Source organism: Streptomyces sp. NPDC058701 (assembly GCF_042715295.1).
Lineage (GTDB): Bacteria > Actinomycetota > Actinomycetes > Streptomycetales > Streptomycetaceae > Streptomyces.
Genome location: NZ_JBHXSY010000004.1, coordinates 309291 through 321038 on the forward strand (window position 1 = coordinate 309291; position 11748 = coordinate 321038).

The 11748-nt window shown below is 75.3% G+C and carries 10 protein-coding genes; 5 read left to right on the plus strand and 5 right to left on the minus strand.

The features are described from left to right. Positions 1 to 64: 64 nt before the first annotated feature. Both ACFWW8_RS06330 and ACFWW8_RS06335 read right to left on the minus strand, forming a co-directional pair. A complete protein-coding gene (locus tag ACFWW8_RS06330; RefSeq protein WP_386524338.1) occupies positions 65 to 1075 on the minus strand; it encodes a small ribosomal subunit Rsm22 family protein in 1011 nt (336 codons plus the stop codon). A gap of 85 nt (positions 1076 to 1160) precedes the next feature. After that, positions 1161 to 2474 (minus strand): Bcr/CflA family multidrug efflux MFS transporter, encoded by a 1314-nt coding sequence (locus ACFWW8_RS06335; protein WP_386524341.1) that lies wholly within the window; start codon positions 2472 to 2474, stop codon positions 1161 to 1163. A 107-nt stretch (positions 2475 to 2581) separates the two neighbouring features. Between ACFWW8_RS06335 and ACFWW8_RS06340 the strand changes: the two genes are divergently transcribed. Both ACFWW8_RS06340 and ACFWW8_RS06345 read left to right on the plus strand, forming a co-directional pair. Continuing rightward, on the plus strand, positions 2582 to 3343 hold the full coding sequence (locus ACFWW8_RS06340) for an SDR family oxidoreductase (protein ID WP_386524343.1): 762 nt from the start codon (positions 2582 to 2584) through the stop codon (positions 3341 to 3343). Positions 3344 to 3478: 135 nt separating this feature from the next. Further along, positions 3479 to 4339, plus strand: a complete 861-nt coding sequence (locus ACFWW8_RS06345) for a PhzF family phenazine biosynthesis protein (RefSeq protein WP_386524346.1) — start codon at positions 3479 to 3481, stop codon at positions 4337 to 4339. A gap of 164 nt (positions 4340 to 4503) precedes the next feature. Here ACFWW8_RS06345 and ACFWW8_RS06350 read toward each other — a convergent pair whose 3' ends face one another. The 3 genes from ACFWW8_RS06350 to ACFWW8_RS06360 form a co-directional block, all read right to left on the minus strand. Further along, positions 4504 to 5385: a heme ABC transporter ATP-binding protein gene (locus ACFWW8_RS06350; protein WP_386524397.1), complete on the minus strand. Its 882-nt coding sequence runs from the start codon at positions 5383 to 5385 to the stop codon at positions 4504 to 4506. Positions 5386 to 5393: 8 nt separating this feature from the next. After that, positions 5394 to 6617, minus strand: a complete 1224-nt coding sequence (locus ACFWW8_RS06355) for a FecCD family ABC transporter permease (protein WP_386524400.1) — start codon at positions 6615 to 6617, stop codon at positions 5394 to 5396. A gap of 196 nt (positions 6618 to 6813) precedes the next feature. Further along, positions 6814 to 7842 carry a hemin ABC transporter substrate-binding protein gene (locus tag ACFWW8_RS06360; RefSeq protein WP_386524348.1) on the minus strand — a complete coding sequence of 343 codons (1029 nt, stop codon included), beginning with the start codon at positions 7840 to 7842 and terminating at the stop codon, positions 6814 to 6816. A gap of 138 nt (positions 7843 to 7980) precedes the next feature. On the opposite strand from ACFWW8_RS06360, the gene ACFWW8_RS06365 reads away from it, so the two are divergent. From ACFWW8_RS06365 to ACFWW8_RS06375, 3 genes are read left to right on the plus strand one after another with little or no spacing between them, the layout of a single operon-like run. Next, complete coding sequence (locus tag ACFWW8_RS06365) at positions 7981 to 9411, plus strand: HtaA domain-containing protein (protein WP_386524351.1); 1431 nt, start codon at positions 7981 to 7983, stop codon at positions 9409 to 9411. A 49-nt stretch (positions 9412 to 9460) separates the two neighbouring features. Then, on the plus strand, positions 9461 to 10999 hold the full coding sequence (locus tag ACFWW8_RS06370; protein WP_386524354.1) for an HtaA domain-containing protein: 1539 nt from the start codon (positions 9461 to 9463) through the stop codon (positions 10997 to 10999). 19 nt (positions 11000 to 11018) lie between these two features. Beyond that, positions 11019 to 11675 (plus strand): PhzF family phenazine biosynthesis protein, encoded by a 657-nt coding sequence (locus ACFWW8_RS06375; protein ID WP_386524356.1) that lies wholly within the window; start codon positions 11019 to 11021, stop codon positions 11673 to 11675. Positions 11676 to 11748 lie beyond the last annotated feature (73 nt).

An 11748-nucleotide genomic window follows, 5' to 3' on the forward strand; every position in this document is an offset into this window, starting at 1 on the left:
GGCTGCCCGCGCCGCCGGCCGCGGGCAGCTCCCCGGCCGCCCGGCGCGGGCGGCCGGGCACTCCCTAGGGGGCCGGCGGCCACTCCCGGCCCCAGTCGACGTCCCGCGCCGCCTTGTAGAGGTCGCCGTGGCGCTTGGTCACGGTGGCCCGGGTCAGGCCCGGCGCGTCCCCGTCCTGCGGACCGCAGAGCTCCAGCAGGACGAGCCCCTTGCGGATCTGCGGCCGCCGCGTGATCCGGTGCGCCGCCGGCTCGACCGGGAAGCGGGTCGCGGCGACGTAACTGAACTTCTCGTCCTCGTACGCGAGGGAGCCGCCCTTGACCTTGCGGTGCAGGGAGGACCGGCTGACGCGCGCCGAGAAGTGGCACCAGTCCTGGCCGACCTCGATGGGGCAGGTCCCGTCGTGCGGGCACGGGGCGGCCACCCGCATCCCGGCCGCGATCAGCTGCTCGCGGGCCTCGCGGACGCGCAGGTACCCCTCCGGTGTGCCCGGCTCGATCAGCACCACGGCCTGCCCGGCCCGCGCCGCCTCGGCGACGACGGCCGTGCGCGCCTGCGGGGTCAGCTCGCCGAGCACGTACGAGACCGTCACCAGGTCGGCGTCGGGGACGGCCAGCCCGGAGCCGATGACGGCCCGCCGCCACCCGGCCGCGCGCAGCGCCGCCGAGGAGGACGCCCCCGCCAGCTCCCGGCCCAGGGCCAGGGCGGGCTCCGCCCAGTCCAGCACCGTCGTCGCGCGGGGGCCGTCCCAGGTGGCGTCCACCGCCCAGGTCGCGGCTCCCGTACCGCCGCCCACGTCCACGTGCGAGGCGGGGGACCAGCCGGGCGCCGCCAGCGCGAGGGCGTCCAGGGCCGCCCGTACGGCCTCGAAGGTGGCGGGCATCCGGTAGGCCGCGTACGCCACCACGTCGGAGCGGTCGCGCAGGACGGGCACGTCCGTGGGGGTCTCCCCGCGGTAGCTGGCGATGAGCCGCTCGACGGCGGCGGTGGCCTGCTTCGGCGGGAGTCCGTCGAGCAGCCCGCCGAGCACGCTGCGGAGGGTCTCGGCGCTGGTGGTGGGGGTGGTGGCGTTCACCCGCGAAGTTTACGGCGCCCCCACGGGGCCCCGGGCCGCACGCCGGGCCGCCCGGCCGCCCGGCGCGGGTCCCGTACCCGTACGCCTACCCGGCCGGTTGCGCGGCCTGCGCCTCGCGGGCCTGCCAGGGGCGGCACATCCCGAGGAAGCAGCCGACCGCCAGCAGCGAGCACACCAGCTGCACCACCGCCATCGGCACGGCCGTGTCCTCGCCCGCGATCCCGACCAGCGGCGAGGCGATCGCCCCGACCAGGAACGAGGAGGTGCCCAGCAGGGCCGAGGCCGAGCCGGCCGCGTGCGGGGTCCGCATCAGCGCCTGCGCGTTGGTGTTCGGCAGCACCAGGCCCATCGCCGACATCAGCACGAACAGCCCGGCGGACACCGGGACCAGCCCGACCTCCCCGAACACGCCGGTCGACATCAGCAGCAGCGCCACCGAGGCGGCGGTGATGACCCCGAGGCCCACGGCCAGGGCCTTGTCCAGACTGACCCGCCCGACCAGCAGCTTGCCGTTGACCTGGCCGACGATGATCAGGCCGACGGAGTTGAGGCCGAAGAGCAGGCTGAACGTCTGCGGCGAGGCGCCGTAGATCTCCTGCACCACGAAGGGGGAGGCGGAGATGTACGAGAACAGCACCGCGAACGCGAAGCCGCCGGCCAGGGTGTAGCCGGCGAAGACCCGGTCGCCGAGCAGCCCGCGCATGGTGCGCAGGGCCGAACCGACGCCGCCGGTGTGCCGACGTTCGGGCGGCAGCGTCTCGTCGAGCCTGCGCCACACGACCAGGGTGAGCACCAGCCCCACGGCGGTGAGGACGACGAACACCCCGCGCCAGTCGGCGAAGCGGAGCACCTGGCCGCCGATGAGCGGGGCGACGATCGGGGCGGCCCCGGATATGAGCATCAGGGTGGAGAAGAACCGGGCCATCTCGACCCCGTCGTACAGGTCGCGCACGACGGCCCGGGCGATGACGATCGCCGCCGCGCCGGCCAGGCCCTGGAGCAGCCGGAAGGCGATCAGCAGCTCGGTGGTCGGGGCCAGCGCGCAGATGGCGGTGGCGAGGACGTAGACGACCATGCCCGCCAGCAGGGGCCTGCGGCGGCCCCACTTGTCGCTCATGGGGCCGATGACGAGCTGGCCCAGTGCCATGCCGGCGAGGCAGGCGGTGAGGGTGAGCTGCACGGTCGCGGCCGGGCTGTTCAGCGCGGTCGTGACCTGCGGCAGGGCCGGCAGGTACATGTCCATCGACAGCGGCGGGAGAGCGGTCAGCCCGCCGAGTATGAAGGTGACCAGCAGACCGGTGCGGCGGGCGGCCGTCAGGGGTGCGGTGGCCGCGGGGGCGGAGGTGGATTCGGGCGACGACTCGTGCGACGGGGCCGTCGCGGGGCCTCTCTCCGACATGCGGAACTCCAGTCATCTCGTCTGTTTTCTGACCCCTGACCGACCCATGCTCTCAGCTGTCGGAACGTCCGGAGGCCGGCGCCCGGTGTGACGTAGCCTGCGGCCCCATGAACGAACGTGGGAAGAAGATCGCCGTGGTGACCGGGGCCGGCTCCGGGATCGGCCGCTCCGTGGCCCTCACCCTGGCGGCGGCCGGCTGGGCGGTGGCCGCGGCGGGCCGCCGGACCGGGCCGCTGGAGGACACGGCCGCGGCGGCGGGAGCGGGCGCGGAGGTGCTCCCCGTACGGGCGGACGTGAGTGATCCGGGCGACGTGACCGCGCTGTTCGGGGCGGTCCGGGAGCGGTACGGCCGCCTCGACCTCCTCTTCAACAACGCCGGCACCTTCGGCCCGGGCGGCGTCGCCCTGGAGGACATCACCTACGAGGCCTGGCGCTCCGTCGTCGACGTCAACCTGACCGGCGCGTTCCTGTGCGCCCAGGCGGCCTTCCGCCAGATGAGGGCGCAGGACCCGCAGGGCGGCCGGATCATCAACAACGGCTCCATCTCGGCGCACGTGCCGCGCCCGCACTCCATCGCCTACACGGCCACCAAGCACGCGGTGACCGGCCTGACCAAGTCCCTGTCGCTGGACGGACGCCCGTACCGCATCGCCTGCGGCCAGATCGACATCGGCAACGCGGCGACCGACATGACCGAGCGGATGCAGACGGGCATCCTCCAGGCCAACGGGCAGCTCGCCGTCGAACCGGTGATGGACGCGGCCGACGTGGCCCGCACGGTGCTGCACATGGCGGAGCTCCCGCTGGAGGCGAACGTGCAGTTCGCGACGGTGATGGCGACGAACATGCCGTACGTCGGGCGCGGCTGAGGCGGCTGAGGCAGCTGAGGCAGCTGGGCAGCTGAGGCGGCTGAGGCGACTGGGGCGGCTGGGGCGCCTGAGCAGTTGAGGCGGCTGGGGTGCGAAACCGGGAATGGCGTGCGGGCGGCGGAGGTTGAGCGGGTCATGACGACCGAAGTGCTGCGCTACACCGCCTTCTCCGACGACCCGGCGGGCGGCAACCCCGCCGGGGTCGTGCCCGACGCGGCCGGGCTGGACGCCGCCGCGATGCTGGAGATCGCCGCCGGACTGGGCTACAGCGAGACCGCCTTCCTGACCGCGCCCCCGCCGGGGCTGGGCGGCGAGCCCGGCCGCGCCTTCACCGTGCGCTACTTCAGCCCCAAGACCGAGGTCCCCTTCTGCGGGCACGCCACGGTGGCCACCGCCGTGGCGCTGGCCGAGCGGATCGGCCCCGGGGAGCTGCTGTTCGCCACGCGGGCCGGGACCGTTCCGGTCTCGGTCACCTCCGCGGAGGGCCGGCTGCGGGCCGTGCTGACCAGCGTCGAGCCGCACACCGAGGACATCGCCGACGCCGACCTCGCCGAGGCGCTGGCCGCGCTCGGCTGGCCGGCGGCGGACCTGGACCCGGCGTTCCCGCCGCGGATCGCCTACGCCGGAGCCCGGCACCTGGTGCTCGGCGCCGCCACCCGCGCCCGGCTCGCCGACCTCGACTACGACTTCGCCCGGCTGGAGGCGCTGATGCGGCGCCTGGACCTCGTCACGGTCCAGCTGGTGCACCGGGCGGGCCCGGCGGAGTTCCACGTACGGGACCCCTTCCCCGTCGGCGGCGTCGTCGAGGACCCGGCGACGGGGGCCGCGGCCGCGGCGTTCGGGGCGTACGCGCGGGAGCTGGGCCTGGTCCCGCAGGACGCCGTGCTGACGCTGCACCAGGGAGAGGACATGGGGCGCCCGGGGGTGCTCACCGTGGAGCTGCGCGCCGGGGACCCGCGGGTACGGGTCGGCGGCGCGGGCGTACGGATCCCCTGACGGCGCAGCCCCCCGCCGGACCGGCCCCGGAGCGGGTCAGCCGCCCTGTGCGGCGCCCGCGGGCGGGGCGGGCGCCGCGGCCGTCGGTGCGGACGGTGTCCGCGGGGGGCGAGTCCCCGTCAGGAAGAGGGTCAGGACCGGAACCGGGTACAGCACCCGCACGGTCAGCTGGAGCACGGTCGGGCGCCGCCTTGCCCGGGAGGACACGGCGAGGAAGCCGCCGCGCGGACGGGAACCACCAGCGGAGCGCCGGAGCGGGGGTGCGCGAAGACCTCCACGGGCTGCCGGTAGACCCGGCTCAGCAGGGCGTCCCCGAAGACCTCGGACGGCGGCCCGTCCGCCGCGATCCGCCCGTCGTGCAGGACGGCGGCCCGGTCCGCGTAGGCCGCGGCCAGCCCCAGGTCGTGCAGGACGACGACCACGGCGTCCCCGGCGGCCGCCCGTTCCCGGCAGATCCGCAGCACGAGCTCCTGGTGGCGCAGGTCGAGGGCGGCGGTGGGCTCGTCCAGGAGCAGCAGCGGAGCGCGCTGGGCGAGGACGCGGGCCAGCGCGACGCGGGCCCGCTCGCCGCCGGACAGGGCGGAGAAGGCGCGTCCGGCGAAGTCGGCGACCTCGGTGGCGGCCATGGCCGCGGCCACCGCCTCCTCGTCGGACTCGGCGAACGGGGTGCCCGCCCAGGGCGCCCGGCCCATCCGTACGACGTCCTCCACCGGGAAGGGGAAGGACAGCGCGGCCGACTGGGGGAGCACCGAGCGGCGCAGGGCGAGGTCGGCGGCGCTCCAGTCGCCCACCGGCCGGCCGTCGATGCGGATCTCACCGGCGGCGGCGGGCAGGTCGGCGGCGAGCGCCGCCAGCAGGGTGGACTTGCCGGCGCCGTTCGGGCCCACCAGCGCCAGCACCTCCCCGGCGCGGGCGCTCAGTTCGATGCCGGCCAGGACCTCGCGCTGCCCGAGGCGTACGTGCAGGCCGGTGACCTCGGCGAGGACCGCTCCGGGGGCGGGCCGGGCCGGGACGGTGCGCTTCTTCCGGGAGAGCAGCCCGGTCAGCCTGCTGGTCACGCCCAGCCTCCTTGCCTGCGGCGGGTGCGGCGCAGCAGCCAGAAGAAGAACGGGCTGCCGATCAGGGCGGTCAGTACGCCGAGCGGCAGCTCGGCGGGCTGGGCGACGGTCCGGGCGGCCAGGTCGCCCGCGACGAGGACGACCGCGCCGGCGAGGGCGCTGCCGGGGACGAGGAAGCGGTGGCCGGGGCCGTTGGCCATGCGCAGCAGGTGCGGGACGAGCAGGCCGATGAAGGTGATGACGCCGGCTACGGCGACGGCGGCCGCGGTCAGCAGGGCGACGACCAGGACGAGGACGAGGCGCAGCCGCTCCACGTCGATGCCGAGGTGGCGGGCGGGCCGTTCGCCGAGGGCCAGCAGGTCGAGGCGGCGGGCGTAGAAGGGGGCGACGAGCAGGCCGGCCAGGGCGCAGGGCAGGACGGCGAGGACCTTGGGCCAGGTTGCCTGGGCGAGGGAACCGAGCTGCCAGAAGGTGATCTGGTTGACCTGGCCGCTGTCGGCGAAGAAGACGAACAGGCCGATGAGGGCGCCGGCGAAGGCGTTGACGGCGATGCCGGTGAGGATGAGGGTGACGACCTCGGTCTTGCCGCCGTTGCGGGAGAGCAGGTAGACGGCGCTGACGGTGATCAGACCCGCGACGAAGGCGCACACCGTGATCGTCCAGTTGCCGAAGAAGCTGAGCCCGAGGCCGATGGCGGCGACCGCGCCGACGGCGGCTCCGGCCGAGATCCCGATGACGCCGGGCTCGGCCAGGGGGTTGCCGAAGACGCCCTGCATGAGGGCGCCCGCGCAGCCGAGGCCGGCGCCGACGAGCAGGGCGAGGACGACGCGGGGGAGGCGTACGTTCCACAGCACGCTCTCCCCGACCCGGTCGAGCGGCGCCCCGCCGAGCCCGGCGCGGTGCTGGACGGAGGCGAGGACGTCACCGAGGGGGATGCGGTAGGCGCCGGTGCCGGCGGAGACCAGGGCGAGCACGAGGAGGGCGGCGACCAGGGCCGCGGTGAGCAGCAGGGCCTTGCGGCGGCGGGGCTTCCGCGGGGCGGCGGGGGGCCCGGGGGTGCCGGGTCGGGGTGTGCCGGGTCCGGGGGTGCCGGGTCCGGGGGTGCCGGGTTCGGGTCCGGCGGGGTCCGGGGCGCCGGGGTCCGGGGCGGCGGGGGTGCCGGGTCCGGGCGGGCGCCGGGGCGTCTCCTCGGATGCCGAACGTGACGGGGCGTCGGACAGTGACGCGGCACAGTGTTCGGCACCCTGCGGGGAGCGCCCCGGCACCCGCCCGGACCCGGCGGCCCGCTGCGTGACGGGCGCGGCGTGTCCGGCTCGGGCCGGGGCCTCCGCCTTCGCGGGGGTGGGTTCGGGGGTGGGTTCGGAGGTGGGTTCGGGGGTGGTGTTCGTCGGGTGGGGGGTGTGGGGCTGGGGCACGTCAGGCGCCCTTGCCGTAGAGCTGGGCGACGAGGGAGGCCAGGACCTGGTCGGTGCGCGGACCGTAGTTCAGCAGGACGCCGTCGTCGACGCTGAGCACCCGGCGGTCCATGCCGGCCGGGGTCTGGGCGACGCCCGGGATCTTGACGAGGCCGTCGACGCCGCCGACCGATTCGAGGCCCTTGGACATGACCAGGATCGCGTCGGGGGCGGCGGCCGCCAAAGCCTCGCTGGTGATCGGGGTGAAGTCCTTGCCGAGGCCGGAGTCCTTGCCCGTGTCGACCGCGCCGGCCGCCTCCAGCAGCGAGGCGGCGCCGGAGTCGGAACCGCCGAGGAGGTAGACGGAGGCGGTGCCGCGCAGGTAGAGGAAGGCCACGCGGGGCTTCGTGCCGGAGGCGGCCGGAACGTCCTCGCGGACGGCGGCGATCCGGTCGGCGGTGCGCTGGTTCAGCCGCGTGCCCGCCTCCTTGACGCCGAGCGCGGCGGCGACCGCGTCGATGCGCTTCGGTACGTCCTCCAGGCTCTTGGCCGGGGCGATGACGAGGACCGGGATGCCGGCGTCGCGGATCTGCCGGATCGCCTCCGCCGGTCCGCTGGTGGTCTCCGCGAGCACCAGCGTCGGGCGCAGCGAGAGCACGCTCTCGGCGGAGACGTCGTGGCCGCGCGTCACCACGGGCAGCTGCGCGGCCTGTTCGAAGGTGGCGGTGATGTCCCGGGCGACGACCTGCTCGCCGAGCCCGAGGGTGTGGACGATCTCGTTGAGGCTGCCGGTCAACGGGACGACGCGGTCCGCCGAGGCGACCGTGACCCGGGCTCCGTCCACCGAGGGCACGGTGACGGGCAGGACCGGGGCGGGTGGCGGGGACAGGGGCTCGACCCGGTCCGGGGTGGAGGGGGCGGAGCGGGCGGGCGTGCCCGCGGGCGTGGCCGTACCCCCGCAGCCCGTCACGGCCAGGGCCAGGGCGACCAGAGCGGCCGTCAGGGCGAGGCGCGTGCGGGAGAGGCGGGATGACGCGGCGGGCGAAGGCACGAATGCACCGTCCTGTTCGGGCGGCCGGCTGACTGCCTGGCTGACTGTTGAACTTTTGACGACCGGCGGGGTTCCATATCCGGGCAGAGTTAGCTTAGGTTAGCCTAACCTCAGTTGCTAGCTCCCGGAGGGACCTTCATGCCCGCACGGCCCGCCTGCTTGTTCGCATTCGCCCTGAGTGCGGCCCTGTTGGGTGTCCTGCTTCCCGCTACCGCCGCCCAGGCCGCCGACCGTGCCGTGCAGGGGGGCCGACTGGACTGGGGCATCAAATCGTCGTTCCAGAGTTATGTCACCGGGCCCATCGCGAAAGGCGGATTCAAGCTGAAGAGCGGCGCCGCCACCGTCGGCGGCAGCCTCTTCCGCTTCCACTCGGCGGCCGGGTCCTACGACCCGGACAGCGGTGAGTTCAGCGCCTCCTTCAGCGGCGGGGTGACCTTCCAGGGCCACCAGCGGCCCGACGGCACGAACGAGCTGGACATGACCATCAGCCGCCCCACCGTCAAGATTTCCGGCGGTCGCGGGACGCTGTACGTGGACGTCTCCAGCAGGGCCAAGGGCAGTGGGGCGGTCACGAACCAGTCCCAGGTCGCCTTCGCCTCGCTCGGCCTCGGCGGCATCGACATGAAGGGCGGCGGCACCCCGATCGCCCTCTCCGGCGTCCCGGCCACCCTCACCGCCCAGGGCGCCCAGGCCTTCGCGGGCTACTACGCGGCCGGCGCACAGCTCGACGCCGTCTCCCTCTCGGCCGACGTCAAGGCCCCGGCCGCCGGCCCGGCGCAGCCCGCCGCCTCGCCCAGCGCGCAGCCGAGCACCTCCGCCGAAACCCCGCAGACGGCGGGCGCCTTCAGCGACGCCGCCGTCGACTGGGGTGTCCGGCGCACCTTCCGCGAGTACGTCACCGGCTCCATCGGCCAGGGCAAGTGGACCCTCGCCGAGGGCGCCCAGGACGGCGGCGCGCTGTTCCGCTTCCCCCGGGGCAAGGGCACGTACGACGGCCAGAAGGGCACCCTTGACGCGGCCTTCGCGGGCAGCGTCCGGTTCACCGGGGCCCACCTGGACCTCGCGCTCGGCAAGGTGGGCGTCAGGGTGGAGAACGGCAAGGGCGTCCTGACCGCCGACGTCACCACCGGCAGCGTCGCGTTGCCCGCCGTCGCGCTGGTCGAGTTCGACGCCAAGGGCCTGAAGACCGAGGGGGGGCTCGCCACCCTCACCGAGGCCCCTGCCACGCTCACCGAAGGCGGCTCCCGGGCCTTCAACTCCATGTACAAGGCGGGTACCGAGATGGACCCCGTCTCGCTCGCCGTCGCCCTCGACGCCACCGCGAAGCTCCCGGCCCTCCCCGACCTGGGCTCCACGGACGCGCCCGCTCCGGCGCCGTCGGCCCCCGCTCCCGCCCCCGCTCCGGCCGCCCGGGCGGCGGAGCCCTCGAACACCGGGCTGTACGCCGCCCTCGCCGTGGCCCTGCTGGTCCTGGTCGGCGGCGCGGCCTTCCCGGTGGTGCGAAAGCGCCGTGCGGCGGCGGCCGACGCCGCGCCCGCCGACGGCCCCGCGCCCACCGACGCGCAGTAGCAAAACCCCCTTCCCCTTCCCCTTCCCCTCGCTCCAGGAGTACCCCGCCATGTCGTCCACCCGTCGCCCGACAGCCGTCGCGGCCGCCATCCTCACCGCCGCCGCCCTGGGCACCACCGCCTTCGTCCTGCCCGCCACGGCCGCCGGCACCCCGGCCGTGGCCCCGCACGCGGGCGGTGCCCCGACGGCGCCGATGAAGATCATCGGCGGCACCCTCGACTGGGGCGTCCTCGCCAGCTACCGCGCGTACGTGACGGGGATGGCCAAGGGCACCGTCACCCCGGCCGACGGCGCCGAGGCCAACGCGGACGGGACCCTCCGGTTCGGCGGGGCCACCGGCCAGTACGACCCGACCGCCGGTCACGTGGTGAAGGCCGCCTTCCAGGGCAGCGTCACCTTCTCCTCGCCCGCCCCGCCGGCCGGCCACGGCTTCACGGTCAAGCTCTCCGACTTCCGCATCGACACCGGCACCAAGAAGCTCACCGCCGACGTCACCAAGGGCGCGGACACCGCCCAGGACGTGCCGCTCGCCGCGGTCGCCTTCGGCGGTCAGGCGATGGACAAGCTCGCGACCACCCTCACCAAGGAGGCCGCGGACGCGCTCGGTTCGGCGGGCTACGAGGGCAAGCTCGGCGACCCGCTCACCGCCAAGCTGGAGTTCGAGAAGCCGAAGCCGACCCCCACGCCGACCCCCACCCCCACCCCCACCCCCACGCCGACCCCCACCCCCACGCCGACTCCTACGCCGACCGCGACGAAGCCGACGCCCACCGCGCCGCCGACCGCGACGAAGCCGGCGGCGACGCCCGCCGCGACCGCCACCGGGCAGCCCACGGCCCCGGCCGGCGCGCAGAAGGTCCTCAGCGCCAAGCTGACCTGGGGCGTGAAGGGGTCCTTCCGCACGTACGTCCTGAGCGCGGGCTCCGTCACCCCGTCCGGCGGCGCCGCCCAGAACGGCGACCTGTACGACTTCGCCCTCGCCGAGGGCGAGCTCGACGCCGCGAAGCAGAAGCTGAACGTCTCCTTCGAGGGCAGCCTCCGCTTCCAGTACACCGGCCACGGCATCGACATGAGCTTCGGCAACCCCCGTGTCGAGGCCACCGGCAAGACCGGCACCCTGTACATGGACGTCGAGAACGCCTCCGGCAGCAAGACGGCCGTCCCGTTCGCCACGCTCGACCTGTCGAAGACCGACTACAGGACCAAGGGCGGCGTGCTGACCCTCGGCGGCGTCCCGGCGGCCTTCACCGCCCAGGGCGCGGCGGTCTTCGCCAACGACACCACCGGCTCCCTGTACAAGGCCGGCGACGCCGTCGACCCGCTGAGCTTCTCGGTGGCCGTGGACGAGGACGCCGTCCTCCCGGCCACGGGCGGCTCGACCGGCGGCTCCTCCTCCACGGGCGGTACCGGTGGTACCGGCGGCACCGCGGGCGGAGGCTCCGTCGGCGGCGGCTCGGTCGGCGGCAACCTCGCCGCCACCGGCGCCGAGATCCCGGCCGGCACCCTGCTCGGCGCCTCCGGCGTGGTCATCGCGGCCGGCGCGGGCGCGGTGTACTTCGCCCGCCGTCGCCGCACGGCCCGGAACTGAGCCGTGCTTCAATGCCCGCGTGAACGATCTCGACGTCCTCAAGGTCTTCTGCGCGGGTGACGGCCGGTACGGCAACCCGCTCGGAGTCGTACGCGACGGCCGGACCTGCCCCGACGATGCGTCGCGGCAGGCCCTGGCCGCCGAACTCGGCTACAGCGAGACGGTGTTCGTCGACGACCCCGAGCGCGGAGTCGTCGACATCCGCACCCCCGGCGCCCGGATGTCCTTCGCGGGACACCCGCTGGTCGGGGTCGCGTGGTTGCTGGACATCGAGGAGCTGCAGCCGCCGGCGGGCTCCGTATGGGCGCGTGACGACGGGGAGTTCACCTGGATCACGGCCCGCCCGGAGTGGGTCGAGGGCAAGCGCACCGAGCAGTACGCGAGCGCGGCCGAGGTCGAGGCGCTGCCCGCCCCGCCCCCGGGCGAGGGCTGGCTGTACGCCTGGGCCTGGGAGGACGAGACCGCGGGCCGCGTGCGTGCCCGCGGTTTCCCGCGCCGCCCGGACGGGGCCGTCGTAGAGGACGAGGCCACCGGCTCGGCGGCCATCCTGCTGACGGTCCAGCTGAACCGGGCCCTGAACATCACCCAGGGCGCGGGTTCCCAGATCCTCACCGCGCCCGGCCCGGACGGCACCGTCGAGGTCGGCGGCCGCGTCCGCTTCGCCGCCACGGGCTGAGCGCGGCGCCGGGAACGGGGCGCCCGGCACCGTGCCGAGCACGGCGAAAGGGCCGGCCCGGTGCGTCACGCAC